Annotated in this window: 14 protein-coding genes; 12 read left to right on the top strand and 2 right to left on the bottom strand. The window is 75.3% G+C overall.

The annotated features are described in order from the left end of the window. Positions 1-159: 159 nt before the first annotated feature. The 4 genes from OG871_RS07920 (at position 160) to OG871_RS07905 (ending at position 5,494) form a co-directional block, all read left to right on the top strand. Positions 160-1,494, top strand: coding sequence for a hypothetical protein (locus OG871_RS07920; protein ID WP_371495380.1), 1,335 nt, complete (start codon positions 160-162; stop codon positions 1,492-1,494). Further along, positions 1,491-3,389 (top strand): GMC family oxidoreductase N-terminal domain-containing protein, encoded by a 1,899-nt coding sequence (locus OG871_RS07915; protein ID WP_371495378.1) that lies wholly within the window; start codon positions 1,491-1,493, stop codon positions 3,387-3,389. The genes OG871_RS07920 and OG871_RS07915 overlap by 4 nt, the downstream gene beginning before the upstream one ends. A gap of 86 nt (positions 3,390-3,475) precedes the next feature. Beyond that, positions 3,476-4,633, top strand: a complete 1,158-nt coding sequence (locus OG871_RS07910; protein WP_371495376.1) for a DUF3103 family protein — start codon at positions 3,476-3,478, stop codon at positions 4,631-4,633. Positions 4,634-4,789: 156 nt separating this feature from the next. After that, a complete protein-coding gene (locus OG871_RS07905) occupies positions 4,790-5,494 on the top strand; it encodes a FadR/GntR family transcriptional regulator (RefSeq protein WP_371495374.1) in 705 nt (234 codons plus the stop codon). Positions 5,495-5,556: 62 nt separating this feature from the next. Here OG871_RS07905 and OG871_RS07900 read toward each other — a convergent pair whose 3' ends face one another. Beyond that, a complete protein-coding gene (locus OG871_RS07900; protein WP_371494071.1) occupies positions 5,557-5,949 on the bottom strand; it encodes a transglycosylase family protein in 393 nt (130 codons plus the stop codon). A gap of 439 nt (positions 5,950-6,388) precedes the next feature. Here OG871_RS07900 and OG871_RS07895 point away from each other — a divergent pair, with 439 nt between their 5' ends. The 5 genes from OG871_RS07895 to OG871_RS07875 all read left to right on the top strand — a co-directional run bounded on the left by OG871_RS07895 (position 6,389) and on the right by OG871_RS07875 (position 15,609). Beyond that, positions 6,389-7,342 carry a hypothetical protein gene (locus OG871_RS07895; RefSeq protein ID WP_371495372.1) on the top strand — a complete coding sequence of 318 codons (954 nt, stop codon included), beginning with the start codon at positions 6,389-6,391 and terminating at the stop codon, positions 7,340-7,342. 170 nt (positions 7,343-7,512) lie between these two features. After that, positions 7,513-8,883 (top strand): dipeptidase, encoded by a 1,371-nt coding sequence (locus tag OG871_RS07890; RefSeq protein WP_371495370.1) that lies wholly within the window; start codon positions 7,513-7,515, stop codon positions 8,881-8,883. A 56-nt stretch (positions 8,884-8,939) separates the two neighbouring features. Then, the gene (locus tag OG871_RS07885) at positions 8,940-10,073 is read left to right on the top strand and encodes a M24 family metallopeptidase (protein ID WP_371495368.1); all 1,134 of its coding nucleotides are present in this window, start codon (positions 8,940-8,942) and stop codon (positions 10,071-10,073) included. Between the two features lie 254 nt (positions 10,074-10,327). Continuing rightward, complete coding sequence (locus OG871_RS07880) at positions 10,328-14,218, top strand: Pls/PosA family non-ribosomal peptide synthetase (protein ID WP_371495366.1); 3,891 nt, start codon at positions 10,328-10,330, stop codon at positions 14,216-14,218. 53 nt (positions 14,219-14,271) lie between these two features. Further along, on the top strand, positions 14,272-15,609 hold the full coding sequence (locus tag OG871_RS07875; protein WP_371495364.1) for a M1 family metallopeptidase: 1,338 nt from the start codon (positions 14,272-14,274) through the stop codon (positions 15,607-15,609). 12 nt (positions 15,610-15,621) lie between these two features. On the opposite strand, the gene OG871_RS07870 is transcribed toward OG871_RS07875, so the two are convergent. Next, the gene (locus OG871_RS07870; RefSeq protein WP_371495363.1) at positions 15,622-17,337 is read right to left on the bottom strand and encodes a serine/threonine-protein kinase; all 1,716 of its coding nucleotides are present in this window, start codon (positions 17,335-17,337) and stop codon (positions 15,622-15,624) included. A 265-nt stretch (positions 17,338-17,602) separates the two neighbouring features. On the opposite strand from OG871_RS07870, the gene hemA reads away from it, so the two are divergent. The 3 genes from hemA to OG871_RS07855 are packed head-to-tail and all read left to right on the top strand — an operon-like array spanning position 17,603 to position 20,503. Further along, complete coding sequence (gene hemA / locus OG871_RS07865; protein WP_371495361.1) at positions 17,603-18,841, top strand: 5-aminolevulinate synthase; 1,239 nt, start codon at positions 17,603-17,605, stop codon at positions 18,839-18,841. Between the two features lie 10 nt (positions 18,842-18,851). Further along, positions 18,852-20,120 (top strand): MFS transporter, encoded by a 1,269-nt coding sequence (locus OG871_RS07860; RefSeq protein WP_371495359.1) that lies wholly within the window; start codon positions 18,852-18,854, stop codon positions 20,118-20,120. Next, on the top strand, positions 20,105-20,503 hold the full coding sequence (locus OG871_RS07855; RefSeq protein ID WP_371495357.1) for a hypothetical protein: 399 nt from the start codon (positions 20,105-20,107) through the stop codon (positions 20,501-20,503). Before OG871_RS07860 ends, OG871_RS07855 begins: the two co-directional genes overlap by 16 nt. The last annotated feature ends 33 nt before the right edge of the window (positions 20,504-20,536 follow it).

Below are 20,536 nucleotides of genomic sequence, written 5' to 3'. Positions count from 1 at the left end.
ATGCGCAGGTCCGCGGGTCGACGGGCTCGGCGGGGGCCGGTTCGTTCGCCGTGCCGGGCACCCTACCGGTCCGTAGCCCTGCGGGCGTGGGGGATTGACGGTGCATCGGCACAGTGGTTGAGTGGCTCAGCCACTGGACCACTGAAACCGGAGACACCCATGAAAGCGCTGCCTCGGCGCGGCACGGCGTTCGACGAGTCGATGGTCGGGACGGTGCGGCTCGCGGGCGAGGCGCGGGACCGTCCGATCCGGCTCGACCTCGCCGTGCGGGCGGACCGCATCCTGCTGCCGCACCGGACCACGGACGCCACACTGACCGGGCGGGTGCGGATCGCCGGCCTCGCCGACGACCCGGGCGCCGCAGGCGAGTTGGAGATCTCACCGTTGGCCCGGCGGCGGATCCGCTACCGGCTCGACCTCACCGCCGACGGCCGCCGACTCACCCTGCACGGCTGGAAGTCGGTCACCGCGCGCCGCCCGCTGGCCTCGATGACCGTGCTGCCCTTCACCCTCTCCGAGGACGGCGCCGAGGTCGGCCGCGGCACCCTGCGCTTCCCGCTCGCCACCGCACTGCCGCCCTTCCTGGCGAGCTGGCGGTTCCCGCGCCGCGAGGACGCGCAGGCGCCGCGCTGGGACGGCACGCCCGGCCGTACCGAGGTCTGGTACACCACGCTGACCGACCCGGCGAGCGGTACCGGCCTGTGGCTGCACCACGAACTGACCGCGCCCAGCGACGGATCGCCCGCCCGCGCCCACGGCTGGATCGCCCTCTTCCCACCCGACGGACCCGCCGAGCACGCCCGCTACACCGCCGACCCGGGGCCGCCCGCGGAGCGGCTGCGCGGCAAGGCCGGTCCGTACACGTGGGACCTCGCCGAGCAGCCTGCCGGCCCGCCGCTGTACACCTTCCCGCGCTGGGCCTGGCGCCACCCCGTCCTGCCCGCCGCGCACATGCTCCCGGCGGCGCGCTCGCGCTACACCGGGACCGTCACCCACCCGGGCGGCGAACTCCGGCTGGCCGGCGCACCCGGCGCCGGAGCCCGGATCTACGGGCACGGCAACGCCCGGCGCTGGGCCTGGCTGCACGCCGACCTCGGCGGCGGGGACGTGCTGGAAGTGGTCGCCGCCGTCTCCCACCGGCCCGGGCTGGACCGCCTGCCGCCGCTGGTCTTCCTGCGACTGCTCAGGGACGGCCGCACCTGGCCCCGCCGGGCCGCCGGCTCGGCGCTCGGGCCGTTCCGCGCCGTGATCGGCCTGCCCGAGTGGAGCGTGACGGGCCGTACCGCGCTGCGCCGCATCACCGTGACCGTCCGCCAACCCGAGGAACGCACCCTGGCCCTGGACTACACCGACCCGGACGGCAGCCGGGCCGTGTGCCGCAACAGCGAGTCGGCCGACGCCCGGATCACGGTCGAGCGGTGGTGGGGCCGCTGGCGCCCGGACGGTGAGTGGACGCTGAACGGGACCGCGCACGCCGAGGTGGGCACCCGATGAGCGCCCTCGCCCGCAGCCGCGGCGGCCTGGTCGCGGCGCTGCTCGCCGACGACGGCCGCGAGGCCTGGCCCATCGCCACGGCCGCCCGTCTGGACGGCCTGCTGGCCGCGCTGCCCGGCCCCGCCCGTACCGGCTTCCGTGCCGCGGCGGCCGCCGTCGACGCGTACGCCGTGCTGCGGACCGGCGCCCGGCTCGACCGGCTCCCCGTGTCCGAACGGGAGGCCGTCCTCGCGGCCCTCGCCGGCCGCCCCGCGCTGCTTCCGCTGCTGGACGTGCTCAAGGTCCCGGTCCTGCTGGCGGCCGGGACCGAACGGATGCTGGACCGGCGGCCGCCGCCGGCCCCGGCCGCCCCCCAGGAGCCGTCCCAGAAGGCGCCGCTGGACCCGCCGCTGGACTGCGTACCGTCCGCCGAGTGGCCCGACCGGGCCACCGCCGACGCCGTGGTGATCGGTTCCGGCGCGGGCGGCGCCGTCGCGGCCCGGACCCTGGCCCGGGCCGGCCTGCGGGTGGTGGTGCTGGAGGAGGGCCGGCACCACACCACCGCCGAGTTCGGCCGGCGCGCCCCGCTCGACCGCTTCGCCGACCTGTACCGGGACGGCGGCGCCACCGTGATGGCGGGCAGCCCGCCCGTCCTGCTGCCCACCGGCCGGGCCGTCGGCGGCACCACGGTCGTCAACTCCGGTACCTGCTACCGGACACCGGGCCGGGTGCTGGAGCGCTGGCGGTCCGGCCACGGGCTGGAGCTGGCCGACCGGTCGGCGTTCGGCGCGGACCTGGACGAGATCGAGCGCACCCTGCGAGTGGCGACCCAGCCCCTCGACGTGCTCGGCCGCAACGGACTGCTCACCCTGGCCGGCGCCGAGCGGCTCGGTTGGCGGGCCGGGCCGCTGCGCCGCAACGCCCCCGGCTGCAAGGGGTCCTGCCAGTGCGTGGTGGGCTGTCCGGCCGGGGCCAAGCAGAGCGTGCAGCTGTCCGTCCTCCCGGACGCCTGCGCGGCCGGTGCCCGGATCGTCACCTCCGCCCGGGTGCTGCGGATCCTGGTCGACCCGGACCGTCCCGGTGGTCCGCGGGCCGCCGGGGTCGCGGTGCGGCGACCCGACGGGAGCCCGTTCGAGCTGCTGGCGCCGCTGGTGGTGCTGGCCGCCGGGGCGCTGGAGTCCCCTGCGCTGCTTCGGCGTTCGGGCCTGGGCGGGCACCCGCGGACCGGTCGCAACCTGGCGGTGCACCCGGCGACCAGTGTGGCCGGCCGCTTCGCGGAGCCGGTCGCGAGCGGGCCGGCGGTGCTGCAGAGCGCCGGGGTCGAGGAGTTGCACGACCGGGGGATCCTGATCGAGGCGACCGCGCCGCCGCCGGGCATGGGCTCCTTCGTGCTGCCCGGCCTCGGCCGGGAGCTGCGGGCCGAACTGGAGGGCGCCGACCGGTTGGCCACGCTGGGGGCGATGATCGCGGACCGTCCCGGCGGCCGGGTGTTCGGCAGCGGCAGGCCGTTGCTGCGTTACCGGCTCGACCCGGCCGACGGGCGGTCACTCCTGCGGGCCGTCGCCGCGATGGGCGGGCTGTTGTTCGCGGCCGGCGCCGAGGAGGTGCTCACCGGTCTGCCCCGCGCGCCCCGGGCCCGTTCGGCGGCCGAGCTGGACCGGATCCTGGCCGGTACGACCCCCCGCGACCTGCATCTGTCCGCCTTCCATCCGACGGGGACCGTCGCCCTCGGCACTGACCCGGCCGTCGCTCCCGCGGGCCCCGACGGTTGGCTGCGGGGGGTGCGCGGCGTCCTGGTCGCGGACGCCTCGGCGCTGCCCGGCTGCCCGGGGGTCAACCCACAACTGACCATCATGGCACTCTCGTTGGCCGTCTCCCGGTCCGCCGTCGAACAGGGATACGACGTCCGCTCTTGATGATCTGTCATGTCCGCGCTTCACTGATCCCGGCACCGCCACCCGACACGGCGGCCGCCTCCCCCGAGGAATGAGGAGAAACCCCCATGTCCTTCTCCCGTGCGCGCCGCGGCACCTTAACGGTCGCCGTCGCGTCCCTGCTCGCCCTGGCCGCCGGCCAGGCCGTGGCCTCGCCGGTCACCCCCGCCGTCCCCGCCGCGGCACCGGAGTCCGCCCGGATCGCCGAGGGCGCCAAGGTCGGGCAGGTCGAGCAGCAGGTGGCCCGAAACCTCGCCACCTCGCTCGCCGACGCCGGCTGGCGCTCGCAGGTCCGGGCCGGCGCCGCCGCCGGCGCGGTGCCGCTGAGCTCCCTCACCGCCGGGGCCGCCGCCCCGGCCGCCCGCCGGCTGGCCGGCACGGTGGCCGAGGCGGACCGCCGGATAGCCGAGGCCAAGGGCCTCGGCGGCGGCCTCGGCCCGTTGCTGAGAATCCAGTTGGCCGACCCGTCGATGCGCCCCGCGCTCGACGCCGGGGTGGAACCGCTGGTGGCCGCGGCCACCGGGGACGACCACGCGAAGACGATCACCGCCTACGACGCGGCCGGCCGAGCCCACACCCTGGACACCCGCGAGGTGCCCTCCCGCCCGGTCTACCTGGTCGACGTCGACTCCTCCAAGGCGCTGGCCGCGGGCATGCGGGTGCTGAGCGCCGAGCTCGCCCGCAAGGGCCTCAACTCCCCGGTGGCGGCGGCGCCTTCGGCCACCACCGCAGGCGCGGGCTGGTGGGCGACCAAGGTCGACGCGATCGAGGTCTCGGACGACGAGGAGCCCTGGTTCAAGGGCGGCGCCGAGATGTTCGCCCTGGTGACCGGCTTCGGCCAGGACGGCAAGCCCCGCGTCGACTCGGTCACCATGCCGTACCTCGACTACGACGGCACCGTGTACTACCCGAACCAGATCCTGGTGAACTGGTCGAACTACAAGTACAACCTGGCCGACGTGGTCCTGATGGAGGACGACGGCGACACCAACTACCTGGCGCTGGCCCAGGCCATCGCCGCCGTCCTGCTCACCATCGCCGACCAGGGCGCCTACATCCCGCTGGTGAACGCCGTGCTGGCCGCGATGCCCGCCTCCTGGTGGACCGACGACCCGGACTACGTCGACTCCTGGTACACCCTGGCCAAGAACAGCTCCGGCCGCCTCAACGGAGCCGCGGCCAACGGCTGGATGAGCGTCTCGCCGTACTTCGTCCAGCAGTTCTGATCCCGCTCCCCGCGGCCGGACCCTGCCGCCGGACCCCCACCGCGGCCCCGCGCCGGGCCCGGCCGGGGGAGCTTGACGACCGCTCGGCCACCCGCTTGACTCCGGTCACGGGTGGCTGAGCCACTCAGCCCCGAAGCGCAGCCGAGGAGAACGTCCGTGCCCGTCGAGACCATCGCCCGCCAGTCCGTGGTCGACGTCCTGGAACACCGGCTGCGCGAGGACATCCTGGACGGCACCCACGGCCCGGGCGACCTGCTGCCGCCCGAACGCGAACTCGCCGCCGGCTACGGCGTCACCCGGACCACGCTCAAGCACGCCCTGTCCCGGCTCGAACAGGCCGGGCTGCTCAGCACCCGGCACGGCATCGGTACCCGGGTGCGGGACTTCCTGCGGGTCGGCGGCGCCGACCTGCTGCCGATGCTCGCCGCGCGTGACAACGGCTGGCTGGCCGAGGTCTTCGAGGTCCGCCGGCACATCGGCGCCGTCATCGCGCGCCGGGCCGCCGCCCGCCGTACCACCCGCCAGGCCGACCGCCTGCTGGAACTGCTCGACGCGGTGGCCCGGGCGCCCGACGGGGACGGCGCCCAGCTCGCCGACGCCGAGGTGCACCGCGAACTCGCCAGGGCCACCGGCAACCGGGTGTACCTGCTGCTCACCAACACCCTGTTCAACGCCTACCTGCCGGTGCGGGCCGCACTGCGGGCCCCCTTCGAGGACCCGGCCGCGGCCGCCGACCGGCTGGCCCCGGTCGTCCGGGCCGTGGCCGACGGCCTGCCCGACCAGGCCGAGGCCGCCGCCGAGACCTACCTGCGGACGACCGAGAAGCTGATGCTCGGCTCGCTGCGGCCCGAGCGCGCCTGACCCCGGACAGCGCGATGCCCCGCCGCCCGGGTGCGGGTGGCGGGGCATCGGCGTGGGGCCGGTTACTTGGTGAGGCCGGCCTTGACGGAGCAGACGGGCCAGGCGCCGGGGCCCTGGGAGGCGAGGACCTTCTCGGCGACGGCGATCTGCTGGGCCTTGCTGGCCAGGTTGGCCTGCGGGGCGTAGGAGGTGCCGCCGAAGGCGGCCCAGGTGCTGTTGGTGAACTGGAGGCCGCCGTAGAAGCCGTTTCCGGTGTTGATGCTCCAGTTGCCCGTCGACTCGCACTGCGCGACCTTGTCCCAGGTGGAGACCGGCGCGGCGGAGGAGGACGTGGCCGTGACGAGGCCGGCCACCGGCAGGGCGAGGACCGCGCCCGCCATGACAGCCATCCGCACCCGTTTGCGCTTGGTGGTGGCGGAGGTGGTGGCAGCGGTGGTCTCGTTACGGAAAGTCAATGTGAGTCCTCTCGAAAGCCCGCGAGGGCGGTCGGAACCAGGCCCGGGGGGCCTTCGGTTCATGGGGTGGTGCGGCGGGCCGTGATGGCGACCCGTGGGCCGGCCGTGCTCGCCGCACTGGTTTCGAAGCTACGGAAGCCGGCCGACGGCTTCAAGGATTTCCGCGAAGTCCCAGGTCAGAACGGGGTTACCGGGAGTATCCGGACGACCGCCGGCCCGTGGTTGAGCGGATCCGCCCCCGCCACCGCACCCCGATGTGGCCCCGGTCACCCCGAAACGCCTGTGAGGCCGGGCACATCCTCGACCCAGCGTGACCGTCGAGGGACGCGGAGGTCGCCGTTCCGGGCCGCGCCGGGTGGGCGCGGATGACCCGGGTCACATCCGCCAGCCGCGGTGACGGCGCGTGTCGGCACACGCCGGATCTCGGTACCGTCGAGGGGTGACTGAGCCCGGGAGCGAGACACCCGTGCCGACCAGGTCGGCGCAGGCCCTGCTGCGGGCCGGCCTGGCCGACCCGCAGCACCTGCCGGAGCAGCTCGCCCGGCTCGCCGTCCAACTGGAGGGGCACCGGGCGCGGACCGCGGTCGACAAGCTGCGGCGGGCCAGGCCCGACGCGCCGTCCGAGTCGCTGCGCCACGTGGTGGTGGAGCGAGGCATCCGGCTGGCCGTGGTGGAGGGCGGCGCCGTCGGCGGGCCGTTCATGGTGCTGGTGCCGATCGCGTTCTGCGCCGCGCTGCTCGTCCAGATCCGGATGGTACTGATGCTGGCCGCGCTGGCCGACCTCGATCCGGCGGCCCGGCCCAGGGTGGCGGAGCTGCTGGTGCTGCAGGGCGTCTATCCGGACGTGGAGCGGGCCGAGGCCGCACTCGCGGAGGTGCCCGAGCTGCCGGCCGCACCGGCCGACGGGCGTCTGCCGCGCGGCACCCGCCTGGGCATGGTCCGCCGGATGGCCTACCTGCTGGGGGTGGTCGGCCCGGGGGAGGAGCGGCCGGGCCGGATCAGGCAGCTGGCCGGCTGGCTCGGGGTGGCCGTCGTGGTGGCGGTCGGCATGCTCCTCCCGCTGGTGTGGATCCCGGTGATGGGCCTGGCCTACTACAAGGGCACCGGGCGGCTCGGCGTGCGGGCGTCCGCCTACTACGCCCTGGGTTCCGAGCGGCAGTCGGACGCACCCGGGCCGCGGCGCGGCAAGCTGCGCCCGTCCGCGGTGCTGGTGATGCTCCGGACGGTCGGGGCGACCGTGCTGCCGCTGCTCGCGCTGCTGTTCGTGGTGGCCTCCGACATCCGGCTGGTCGGCAGCAAGCTGGGGGCCGCCCTGGTGGCCGTCGTCGCGGTGTCGGTGGTGGTGGCGACCGTCCAGGGCGTGCGGCACTGGCACCGCCGCCGGCAGCGCTGAATCCCGCGGCCGGCGGTCACCCGGACAGCGTGCAGCGCGGGCGGCGCCGCCGCGGACGTGGTGGCGTGGGTCCTGACCCTTGCCGGGCGTCGGCCCTGAGGAGTGCTCATGCGTTCGACGACACCGTCGACACCTGAGCCTGTGTCAGACCGGAACGAGGAGCCACCGACATGACCGAGGACGCAGCGGACGACGGCCTGGCCCGCCGGATCGCCGAGCTGATGCCCCGCGCCAAGGCCGACCTGGCGGAGCTGGTCGCGATCCCCTCCGTCGCGGACCCGCGGCAGTACCCGCCGGAGAAGTGCCGCGAGGCCGCCGAGTGGCTGGCCGGTGCGTTCACCGAGGTCGGGCTGCGCGACGTGCACCTCGCCGAGACGCCGGACGGCAGTCACGCGGTGCTCGGCCACCGCCCGCCCCCGCCCGGCGCCCCGACCGTGCTGCTGTACTGCCACTACGACGTGCAGCCGCCGCTGGACGACGACGCGTGGACCTCCCCGCCGTTCGAGCTCACCGAACGGGACGGCCGCTGGTACGGCCGGGGGAGCGCGGACTGCAAGGGCAACATCGTCATGCACCTCACCGCGCTGCGGGCACTGGGCGACGACCTGCCGGTCGGGGTGAAGTTCGTCGCCGAGGGCTCGGAGGAGCAGGGCACCGGCGGTCTGGAGGAGTACGTCCGGGCGCACGCGGACGAGCTGCACGCCGACGCGCTGCTGATCTGCGACACCGGCAACGCCGCCGTCGGCGTCCCGACCGCCACCACCACGCTGCGCGGCCTCGCCAACCTCGTGGTCACCGTCTCCACCCTGGCGGGCGACGTGCACTCCGGGATGTTCGGCGGCCCGGCCCCGGACGCGCTCGCCGCGCTGATCCGGATGCTCGACTCGCTGCGCGACGCCGACGGCGGCACCCGGATCCAGGGGCTGGAGACGGACGGCCACTGGGACGGCGTCGGCTACGACGAGCGGCAGTTCCGCACCGATGCCGGGGTGCTGGACGGGGTGGGGCTCACCGGCTCCGGCAGCGTCGCCGACCGGCTCTGGGCGCGGCCCGCGGTGACCGTCCTCGGCATCGACTGCGCGCGGGTGGTCGGCTCCGCCGCCGCCATCCCGGCCACCGCCCGGGCCCGGGTCAGCCTTCGGGTGCCGCCCGGCACCGACGCCGCCGGCGCGCTCGCCGCGCTGACCGCGCACCTGCGGGCGGCCGCCCCCTGGGGCGCCCGGGTCGAGATCGAGCCGGAGGGGACGGGTTCGCCGTTCCGCGCGGCCACGGACGGCCGGGCGTACGCCACGCTCGACCGGGCGATGCAGGAGGTGTACGGGAAGCGGATGTCCTTCCTCGGGCAGGGCGGATCGATCCCGCTCTGCAGCGTGCTCGCGGGCTGCTATCCCGAGGCGGAGATCATCCTGATGGGCGTGGAGGAGCCGCGCTGCCTCATCCACGCGCCGAACGAGAGTGTGGATCCGGCCGAGATCGAGCACATGGCCCACGTCGAGGCGCTGTTCCTGCGACGCTTCGCCGAGACCGCCGTCCGGCGCTGAGCCGGGGACGCTGAGCCCGGGGCGCCGATCCCCCGGGAGAGAGAGGCAGGCAGCAGATGCCGAGCACCAACGCCCGGCGGCCCTTCACCCCGAAGGACTTCGCCGACCGGATGGCCCGGGCCGCCGAGGCGGCCGCCGCCGAGGGCCTGGCCGGGCTGGTCGTCACCCCGGGCCCCGACCTGCTCCACCTCGCGGGCTACCAGCCGGTCGCGATCACCGAGCGGTTGACCGCGCTGCTGCTGGCACCGGGGCGGCAGCCCGTCCTGGTGGTGCCGTCGCTGGAGCGGCCCGACGCCGCCGGAGCGCCCGGCGCCGCGGCGGTGCGGCTGGTCGACTGGGCGGACGGCACGGACCCGTACGCGGCCCTGGCGCCGCTGCTGGACCCGCGGGGGCGCTACGGGATCTCCGACGCGGCCTGGGCGATGCACCTGATCGGCCTCCAGGAGGCCCTGCCGGGCACCTCGTACCGCTCGCTCACCCAGGTGCTGCCCATGCTGCGGGCCGTGAAGGACGCCGACGAGCTGGAGCGGCTGGCCGGCGCCGGGGGTGCGGCCGACGCGGTGTACCGGGCGATCCTCGGCGTCCGCTTCGCCGGGCGGCGGGAGGACGAGGTCGCCGCCGACCTCGCCGAGCTGCTGATCGGGCACGGGCACAGCCAGGTGGACTTCACCGTGGTCGGTTCGGGGCCCAACGGCGCCAATCCGCACCATGAGGCCGGTGACCGGGTGATCCGGCAGGGTGACACCGTGGTGCTGGACTTCGGCGGGCTGCGGGACGGCTACGGCTCCGACACCACCCGCACGGTGCACGTCGGCGAGGATGTGCCGGCCGAGGTCCGGGAGGTGCACGGGATCGTCCGGCGGGCGCAGCAGGCGGCCTTCGAGGCCGTCCGCCCCGGAGTAGAGTGCCAGGAGATCGACCGGGTGGCCCGCAGGGTGATCACCGAGGCGGGTTACGGGGAGTACTTCATCCACCGCACCGGGCACGGTATCGGGCTCACCACCCACGAGCCGCCGTACATGGTGGAGGGGGAGACCCGGCGGCTGGTGCCGGGGATGTGCTTCTCGATCGAGCCGGGGATCTACCTGCCCGGGCGGTTCGGAGTGCGGATCGAGGACATCGTCACCGTCACGGCGGAGGGCGGCCGACGGCTCAACAACACGCCGCACGAGCTCGGAATCGTCTCCTGACGGCGATTCGCTGTGGTGTGGCTCACAGGTGATCGCGCGAGCTGACGCCTCGTCAGATCGACTGACGGTTCGTCATATTTGTTGCAGTGGAGTGGGCCTACCAGCTGACGACATGTCAGTAAAACTGAAATCAGGCCCAGTTGGGCTGAGTTGCGATCAGCCCGACCGGATCGGGTCGGGGCTACCATCGGCACCGTTGTCCGCTTTCGGCCCGGGAGCGAGTGGACGGGGACGAGGACGAGGAGCGCACAGCTGTGACCACCGAGATCGGCACACTGCACGAACCGGAGCTCCGGGAGGACCGGAGCACCGACCCGCGGGCCGTGTTCCCCGGCCGCCCGGCGCCCGCGCCGCGCACCCTGGTCGAGCTGCTGAACGCCACCGTGCGGGCCCACCCGCAGGAAGCCGCCCTGGACGACGGCCGCACCACCCTCAGCTACACCGCGCTCGCCGCCGAGGTCGACTCCCAGCGCCGCCGCCTGGCGGCGGCCGGCGTCGGCCCCGGCGACCGGGTCGGGATCCGGATCCCCTCCGGCACCAACGACCTCTACATCGGCATCCTGGCCGTCCTCGCCGCCGGCGCCGCCTACGTCCCGGTGGACGCCGAGGACCCGGACGAGCGCGCGGAGCTGGTCTTCGGCGAGGCCGACGTGGCCGCCGTCCTCGGCGCCGACCGCACCCTGACCGTGGCCCACGGGCACCGCGCCGGCCGGGAGCCCGGCCGGCCCGGCCCCGAGGACGACGCCTGGATCATCTTCACCTCGGGCTCCACCGGCAAGCCCAAGGGCGTCGCCGTCACCCACCGCAACGCCGCCGCCTTCGTGGACGCCGAGGCCGCGCTCTTCCTCCAGGAGGAGCCGATCGGCCCCGGCGACCGGGTGATGGCCGGCCTCTCGGTCGCCTTCGACGCCTCCTGCGAGGAGATGTGGCTGGCCTGGCGCCACGGCGCCTGCCTCGTCCCCGTCCCGCGCTCCCAGGTGCGCAGCGGCGCCGACCTCGGCCCCTGGCTCGCCGAGCAGGACATCACCGTCGTCTCCACCGTGCCCACCCTCGCCGCCCTGTGGCCCGCCGAGGCCCTGATCGAGGTCCGGCTGCTGATCTTCGGCGGCGAGGCCTGTCCGCCCGAGCTGGTCCAGCGCCTGGTCACGGAGGGCCGCGAGGTGTGGAACACCTACGGCCCCACCGAGGCCACCGTGGTCGCCTGCGCCTCCCTGCTCACCGGCGACGGCCCGGTCAGGATCGGCCTGCCGCTGGACGGCTGGGAACTGGCCGTGGTGGACGAGAACGGCGAGCCCGTCCCGATGGGCGGCAGCGGCGAACTGGTGATCGGCGGTGCCGGCCTGGCCCGCTACCTCGACCCCGAGAAGGACGCCGAGAAGTACGCCCCGCTCAAGTCCCTCGACTGGGACCGCGCCTACCGCAGCGGCGACCTGGTGAAGGCGGAGCCCGCCGGCCTGCTCTTCCTCGGCCGCGGCGACGAGCAGGTCAAGCTCGGCGGCCGCCGGATCGAGCTCGGCGAGGTCGACGCGGCCCTGCAGGCCCTGCCCGGAGTGGCCGGCGCCGCCGCGGCCGTCCGCACCGCCCGCGGCGGCAACCAGCTGCTGGTCGGCTACCTGGTCACCCAGGAGGGCTGGGACCAGGCCGCGGCCGTCGCCCGGCTGCGCGCCGAGCTGCCCGCCGCCCTCGTACCGCTGCTCGCCCCGGTCGAATCGCTGCCCACCCGCACCTCGGGCAAGGTCGACCGCGCCGCCCTGCCGTGGCCGCTGCCCGAGCTGGAGAGCGCCGGCCCCGCCGAGCAGCTCTACGGCACCGAGGCCTGGCTGGCCGAGCAGTGGAGCGAGATCCTCGGCATTCCGGTCACCGGTGCCCAGGACGACTTCTTCGCGATCGGCGGCGGCAGCCTCGCCGCCGCCCGGCTGACCACCCTGCTGCGCAGCCGCTACCCGGCCGCCGCCGTTCTGGACATCTACCAGCAGCCGGTCCTGCGCAAGCTCGCCCGGCACCTGGAGCGCTCCGCGCAGGGCGACGGCGCCGCCCGGACGGTGCTGCCCGTCCCGACCCGCGCCAAGATCGTCCAGCTGCTCCTGCTGCTGCCGCTGTTCACCCTGGTCGGGTTGCGCTGGACGGTCGGCCTGCTCGCCCTCGGCAACGCGCTGGCCTGGTTCGGCGACTACCCCTGGGCGCCGACCGCGTCCTGGTGGGCCGTCCTGCCGGCCGGACTGCTGCTGTTCAGCCCGCCCGGCCGGCTCGCCGTCGCGGCCGGCGGCGCCCGGCTGCTGCTGCGCGGCCTGACGCCCGGCAGCCACCCGCGCGGCGGCAGCGTCCATCTGCGGCTGTGGGCCGCCGAACGGCTCGCCGAGCTGAGCGGCGCCACCTCGCTGTCCGGCGCGTGGCTGGTGCGCTACGGGCGGGCGCTCGGTGCCCGGATCGCCCCCGAGGTCGACCTGCACTCGCTGCCCCCGGTCACCGGCATGCTCCGGCTCGGACGCGGCTGCGCGATCGAGGCCGAGGTCGACCTGTCCGGCTATTGGCTGGACGGTGACCGGCTGGAGGTCGGCCCCGTCAGGGTCGGCTCCGGCGCGGTCGTCGGCACCCGTAGCACGCTCTTCCCCGGCTCCCGGGTCGGCAAGCGCGCCCAGGTCGCACCCGGCTCCGGCGTCACCGGCCAGATCCCGACCGGCCAGCGCTGGGCCGGCGCGCCCGCCGTCAAACTTGGCAAGGCCGAGCGCAGCCGCCCCGCGCAGCGCCCGCCCCGCCGGGCCCGCTGGGCCGCGCTGTACGGGGCGAGCGGACTCGGGCTGAGCCTGCTGCCGGTGCTCTCCGGCGTCGCCGCGCTGGCTGTGCTCGGCTGCTTCGTCCACCCGGGGGACGGCCTCGGAACGGCCCTCACCGGCGCGCTGACCGCCGTGGTGCCGGCCACCCTGGCGTTCGCTCTGGCCTACGCCGTGCTGCTGGTGGCGGCCGTGCGACTGCTCAGCGTGGGCCTGCGCCCCGGCTACCACGCGCTGCACGGCCGGATCGGCTGGCAGGCCTGGACCGTCAGCCAGCTGATGGACCTGGCCCGCGAGACGCTGTTCCCGCTCTACGCGGGCCTGATCACCCCGGCCTGGCTGCGCGCGCTGGGCATGAAGGTCGGCAGCGGGGCCGAGGTCTCCACCGTGCTGGCCCTGCCCAGCCTGACCACCGTCGGCGACGGCGCCTTCCTGGCCGACGACACGCTGATCGCCCCGTACGAGCTGGACGGCGGCTGGGTCCGGCTCGGCGAGGCCGAGATCGGCGAGCGGGCCTTCCTCGGGAACTCCGGGATGACCGCACCCGGGCGGGCCGTGCCCGACCGGGGCCTGGTCGGGGTGCTGTCCGCGACGCCCAAGAAGGCCAAGAAGGGCAGCTCCTACCTCGGCATGCCGCCGATGCGGCTGCCGCGCTCGGCCGACGCCGGCGACCAGAGCCGCACCTACGACCCGCCCGCCGGGCTGCTCTGGGCGCGCGGTCTCACCGAGGTCTGCCGGATCGTCCCCGTCCTCGCCTCCGCCGCCCTCGGGGTGCTCACCCTGGCCGGGCTCGCCCTGCTCGCGGCGGCCGGTACGCCGCTGCTCGCCGCGCTGCTGTCCGGCGTGCTGCTGCTGGCCGCGGGAACGGTCGCCTGCCTGGTGTCGATCGCCGCCAAGTGGCTGCTGGTCGGCCGGTTCCGCGCCGTCGAGCACCCGCTGTGGAGCGGTTTCGTGTGGCGCAACGAGCTCGCCGACACCTTCGTCGAGGTGCTCGCGGTGCCGTGGCTGATCGGCGCGGTGCCCGGCACTCCCGTCCTGAACCTCTGGCTGCGCGGCCTGGGCGCGGAGGTCGGCCGCGGGGTCTGGTGCGAGAGTTACTGGCTGCCCGAGGCCGACCTGGTCACCCTCGGTGACGGGGTCAGCGTGAACCGGGGCTGTGTGCTGCAGACCCACCTCTTCCACGACCGGATCATGCGGATGGATACTGTGGTACTCCGCGAGGGTGCCACACTCGGCCCGGGCGGAATCGTGCTGCCGGGCAGCACCGTCGGGGCCCGCAGCACGCTCGGGCCGGCCTCGCTGGTGATGCGCGCGGAGTCCGTCCCGGCCGACACCCGCTGGCTGGGCAACCCGATCGAGGCCTGGCAGACGTAGCCCGCACCACCGCACCGCGCAGTTCCGCAAGCCGGCAGGGAGAGTACGCACCGTTGAGCCCCAAGCAGGCGCCGCACCTCGGCGTCGACCCGTACTTTCCCAGCCACGGTGACAACCGGTACCGGGTCCACCGGTACGAACTCGCCCTCGACTACAAGCCCGGCCCCAACCGGCTCGCCGGCTCCGCCCGGCTGAGCGCCGTCGCGGGCGGCGAGCCGCTGCGCGAGTTCGCGCTCGACCTGGCCGACTTCCGGATCGGCCGGGTCCTGGTGGACGGCCGGGCCGCCCACTACACCCACCGGGCGGGCAAACTGCGGATCCGCCCGGCCAAGGCCCCGGCGGCCGGCGCGGCGTTCACCGCCGAGGTGCACTACAGCGGGAACCCCAAGCCCGTCCGCAGCCCGTGGGGCGGCCTCGGCTGGGAGGAGCTCACCGACGGCGCGCTGGTGGCGAGCCAGCCGGTCGGAGCGCCCTCCTGGTACCCGTGCAACGACCGGCCCGCCGACAAGGCCTCCTACCAGATCTCGATCACCACCCCGTCCCCGTACACCGTGCTGGTCGGCGGCCGGCTGCTCACCCGCACCCCCCGGGGCGGCAGCACCACCTGGGTGTACGAGCAGTCCGCCCCGACCTCCAGCTACCTGGTGTCCGTCTCGATCGGCCGGTACGTGCCGCTGCGGCTCGCCGCCCAGGGGCCGGGTGCGACCGTGCCGCAGCAGGCCCACGTGCCGGCCCGGCTGGCGCCGCAGGCCGCATACGACCTGGGGCGGCAGCCGGAGATGATGCGACTGTTCGAGGAGCTCTTCGGCCCGTACCCGTTCGGCTCCTACACGGTGGTCGTCGCCGACGAGGAGCTCGACGTCCCGGTCGAGGCGCAGGGCGTGGCCACCTTCGGCACCAACCACATGGACGGCCGCCGCGGCTCCGAACGCCTGGTCGCCCACGAGCTGGCCCACCAGTGGTTCGGCAACAGCGTGACCATCGCCGACTGGCGGCACATCTGGCTCAACGAGGGCTTCGCCAAGTACGCCGAGTGGCTCTGGTCCGAGCGTTCCGGCGGCCGGCCGGCCGCGGCGCACGCGGCCGTCGCCCACGCCCTGCTGTCCCGGCTGCCGCAGGACCTGCGGCTGGCCGACCCCGGCATGCGGCTGATGTTCGACGACCGCCTGTACGAGCGGGGCGGGCTGGCCGTGCACGCGCTGCGGTGCGCGCTCGGCGACGAGTCCTTCTTCCGGATGGTCAAGGACTGGGTCGGCCTGAACCGGTACGGCGTGGTCGGCACCGCCGACTTCACCGCGCACGTGCGGCGCTACGCGGCCCGGCCGGTGGACGGGCTGCTGGAGGCGTGGCTGCACGAGACGGCGCTGCCGATGCTGCCGGTGGCGGGCTGACGGAGCCGGCGGTCAGCCGGTCTTGACCACCTTGAGCACCTTGCCGGTGGCGCCCGCGGTGAGATAGCCGCCGCTGTCGTAGTCGCCGGCGACGTAGTACCGGATGGTGATCTCGTCGGCGAACCAGCCGTAGTCCACGATCAGGTAGCGCGTGCTGGGGTTGGCCACGCCCAGTTCGGCCTGGGCCTTCGCCATCACCGTCGGGATCTGGTTCCAGTCGATCGCGGTGAGGTCGACCGACTTCTTGCTGCTGGCGATGGTCCCGCCCGGCTCCTTGGTGACCTTGCCGCCGCGGTAGCTGACGTCGTCGTAGTGCTTGGGGTTGTCCTTGGTCACCACGTCGGCACTCGCGTACTCGGGATAGACCGTCATATCCACGATCGAGGTGCTGCCGGTGGACGAGCGGATGGCCTCGACCAGGCTGCGGGCCCCGTCGGGCGTGAGCAGGTCCTTGCCGGCCGCGGCCGCGGGCGTGGATGCGGCCGGTGCGGCGGCCTTCGGGGATCCGTTGCCGCCGCCCGTGGTCCGGCCACCCGTGCTCGCCGAGTTGGACGGCTTGAGGCTGGACCCGGCGGTGGCGGCCCCGCCGGACTTCAGCAGGCCGTGGCTCACCTTCCAGCCCAGCAGTCCGACCAGCAGCACCCCGGCCACCGCGACGGCCGTCACGACGCCGGTGTGCGACCGGCGCTGCGGGGACTGGGCCGGGGCCGGCCAGGCCTGCTGCGGATGGCCGCCGGTGCCGTACGAGTGCATCGGGCCGGTGGGGCCGGTCGGGTACGGGGTGCCCGGGAACGGGGTGTTGAGCTGGGTCTGCGCGTACGGCGCCGGGGTGCTGAGCTGGGTCGGCGAGAACGCGGACGGCACGCCGCCGCCCTGGGTGCCGTCCAGGCCCTGCTCGGCGGCGGCGAACAGCCGGTCCAGCTGGTCGGCGTTGGGGCGGACGGCCGGGTCGCGGGCCAGCAGCGCGCTCAGCGTCGGGCCGAGCGGACCGGAGCGGACCGGCGGCGGCAGCGGCTCGTCCAGGACGGCGGCGAGCGTCGCCAGGCTGGTCGCGCGCCGCAGCGGGTGGTGGCCCTCCACGGCGACGTACAGCATCATGCCCAGCGACCACAGGTCCGAGGACGGATTGCCCTCCTCGCCGCGGATCCGCTCGGGGGCGATGAACTCCGGCGAGCCGATCAGCGAGCCGGTCGCGGTGAGGCTGGTCGACTCGCTGAGCGCGGCGATGCCGAAGTCGGTGAGGACGGGGGTGCCGTCGGTACGCAGCAGGACGTTGGCGGGCTTCACGTCGCGGTGCTGGATGCCCGCGGCGTGCGCGGCGCGCAGCGCGGAGAGCACGCCGCGGCCGATCCGGGCGGCCTCCGGGGCCGACAGCGGGCCCTGGCTGATCCGGTCGTGCAGCGAGCCGCCGGTCACCAGCTCCATCACCAGCCAGGGGTGCGGCAGTTCGGCGTTGTCGACGATGTGGTAGATGATCACCACGTTGGGGTGCTGGAGCCGCGCCAGGGCCTGCGCCTCGCGCAGCACCCGCTCGCGCAGCTCGTGCGCGGCCGCCGGGTCGGCCGCGAGCATCGCCGGATCCGGCGGCCGGACCTCCTTGAGGGCGACCTCGCGCTGGAGCAGCGTGTCGCGGGCGCGCCACACCAGGCCCATGCCGCCGCCGCCGAGTCGCTGCAGCAGCTCGAAACGGCCGTCGATGAGCTGGGATCCAGCCTCCCCTGTAGTCATGCCGGTCATCGTAGGGGCTGCCGCGGACAGGTGTGGACGCGGCCGGTGGCCCCCCGGCGCCAGGGTGCGTGGCGCCCGCTCCGGTCGTGAACGCACGGCGCCGGCACCGTCCGGGAGGCCCGCGGGACACCGCCGGGACGCGACCGGGACCGGCGGCCCGGGTGGTCGGGACAGCGGGCCGCCTAGGTTCGGCGACGTGCCCGCAGGACGGGCGCGGACGCGGCCCCACCGCGGGGTTCGCGCCGAGCGGACAGGAGGCATTCCGTTGTTCGACTACCCCGGATTCTTCGCCGACCGGATCGAGGCCATCAAGGAGTCCGGCCAGTACCGGACCTTCGTCGAGATCGAGCGCCTGGCCGGGAGCTTCCCGCAGGCCCTGCACCACGGACCGGACGGCCCGCGGGAGGTCACCGTCTGGTGCAGCAACGACCACCTGGGCATGGGCCAGCACCCCGCGGTGCTCCGGGCGATGCAGGCCACCATGCTGAAGTCCGGTGCCGCGGCGGGTGGTTCGCGCAACATCTCGGGGACCACCCCGCACCACGTGGCGCTGGAACGCGAGGTCGCCGACCTGCACGGCACCGAGAGCGCCCTCACCTTCATCACCGGCTACGCGGCCAACGACGCGGCACTGTACGTCCTGGGGCGCCACCTGCCCGACCCGGTGTTCCTGTCCGACCGGCTCAACCACGCCTCGATGATCCTCGCCATGCGCGCCAGCGGCGCCGAACGCCGAATCTTCGCGCACAACGACCCCGCCGACCTGGACCGGCTGCTGCGCGACGTCGACCCGGACCGGCCGAAGGTGGTCGCCTTCGAGTCGGTGTACTCGATGGACGGCGACGTCGCTCCGATGGCCGAACTCTGCGCCGTCGCCCGGCGGCACGGCGCACTGGTGTACGTCGACGAGGCGCACACCGTCGGCATGTACGGGCCGCAGGGCGCGGGCATGGCGGCGCAGCTCGGCATCGGCCGTGAGGTCGACCTGCTGATGGGCACCTTCGCCAAGGGGTACGGGACGGCCGGCGGCTACCTCGCCGGGCCCGCGCCGCTGGTGGACGCCGTGCGCAGCTTCGCGCCCGCCTTCATCTTCACGCTCTCCATGCCGCCGGCGCTCGCCGCGGCGGCCCTGGCCAGCGTCCGCCACCTGCGCACCAGCGAGGAGGAACGCAGACTGCTGCGCCGGCGGTCCGGCCTGCTCAAGGAACTGCTGCGGGATGCGGGCATCCCGCTGGTGAGCGACCAGAGCCACATCGTGCCGGTGCTGGTGGGGGACGCCCACCGCTGCCGGCGGCTGGCCGGCCTGCTGCTGGAACGGCACGCGATGTACGCCCAGCCGATCAACTTCCCGAGCGTGGCGGCCGGGACCGAACGGCTGCGGATCAACCCCTCGCCGGTGCACCGCCCGGACCAGGTGTACGCGCTCGCCCGGGCGCTGGACCGGCTGTGGGACGAACTGCAACTGCCCAGGGCCGCCGACGACTTCCCGTGCCTGGCGGCCTGAGGCCCCGGCGGTGAGCGACCTCGGCCCGGCCGTCTCCGCCCGTCCGGCCGTCGGCCCGACGGGCGGGGCCGGCCGCGCCCACCACCCCCTGCTGTTCCTCTTCCTCTTCCTGATGGGCGCCGAGACCTTCCTGGTCGCGCCGCTGCTGCCGCGGATCGCGGCCGACCTGCGCACCGGCACCGGCGCCGCCGCCCAGGTGGTCACCGCCTACGTGCTCACCTACGCGCTGGCGGCGCCCTTCCTCGGCGCCCTCGCCGACCGGGTGCCGCGCCGGTGGTCGATCGGGGTCGGCGGCCTGGTCTTCCTGACCGGGAACGTGCTCTGTGCGGCGGCCGGCAGCCTGGGCGCCCTGACCGCCGGCCGCGCGGTCACCGGGCTGGGCGGTGCGGCGGCGGCGCCCGCCCTGTGGGCGTACCTGGCCGAGACCTCTCCCGCCCACCGGCGGGGCCGGACCCTCGCCACCGGGGTGGCCGGGTATGCGCTGGGGCAGGTGCTGGGCGTGCCGATGGGTGCGCTGCTGGCCCAACTCGCGGGCTGGCGATGGGCGTTCCTGGCGATCGCGGCCGGCCTGGGACCGCTTGCCGTGGTCGTGCTGGTGCGGCTGCCCGGTGGCCGGCCCGGCCCGCGCGGCCCGCTCCTGGCGGGGTTCGCGGTCTGGCGGGAGCGCCGGGTGCGGCGCTCGCTGCTGGCGACGGGGGCGTTGCAGGCGGGGCGGTTGGGGGCGTACACCTTCGTCGGTGTCCTGTTCGCCCGCCGATTCGGCTTCGACACAGGGCAGTTGGGCCTGCTCGGTCTGCTGGCGGGAGCCGGTGCGCTGACCGGCTCCCTGGCCGGCGGTCAGGTGGTCGACCTGGCCCGGGCCCGGGGCCGTCCGGAGGGGCTGGCGGCGGCCGGCTGGGCGCTGCTCTTCGCGGCGGCGGCCGCCGTCGGGCTGACCGCCGGGCGGCCCGGCCCCGCACTGGCGGCGCTGTTCGTCTGGTCCGCGGCCGGCGGCGCCTTCTACACCACCCAGCAGACCGGCCTCGGCGGCCTCGACCCGGGCCGGCGGGCCGCCCTGCTGTCCTGGAACAGCACCTTCGACCACCTGGGCGCGGCCGTCGGCACCGTCCTGCTCAGCCTGCTGCCGCTCGCGGGCCCGGCGTTCGTCCTCACCGCGGTCGGGCTGGGGCTGCTCGCGGCGCTGCTCGCCGCCGGGTCGCGGCCCGGGCGGGGCGGTGTCGGCGGCCGTTGCCAGGGTCGCCTCCAGCGATCGGACGGGAGGAGGTGCGGCGGTGGCTGATCCCGGCGCCCGTCCTGACCGCGATACCCAGGGCGGACGGCCGCCGGCCCACCGTCGTCCGCACGGCGAGCCGGGAGCTCTCGCTCGCCTGGAAGCGGCTCTGGCTGCACGGTGACCGGGCCGCGGGCGGCCGCTCCCGGGGCAAGGACCTGTACGACGCGGTGCTGCTCGCCGAGTCCCCGCGGACCTGGCTGCCGGAGCGGCTGCTCAGGTCGGTGCTGCGGAGCGCCCCGGGCGCCGAGGCGGGCGGATGGGAGCCGTCGGCGGTACGGCGGTGGGACGTGGAGTGGGAGGGCTTCCGCGCGCAGTACCCGCGGGTGCGCGGCTCGGCGGCGGACTGGACCGGCCGTCCGGCACGGGCGTTGGAGCCCATGCTGGGGTGACCGGCCCGGGTGGGGCCGCCGCGGTGGCCGGGA

Source organism: Kitasatospora sp. NBC_00374 (assembly GCF_041434935.1).
GTDB lineage: Bacteria > Actinomycetota > Actinomycetes > Streptomycetales > Streptomycetaceae > Kitasatospora.
Note: the sequence above shows the minus strand (reverse complement) of the source record. Positions and strands in the feature narration are given on the sequence as shown.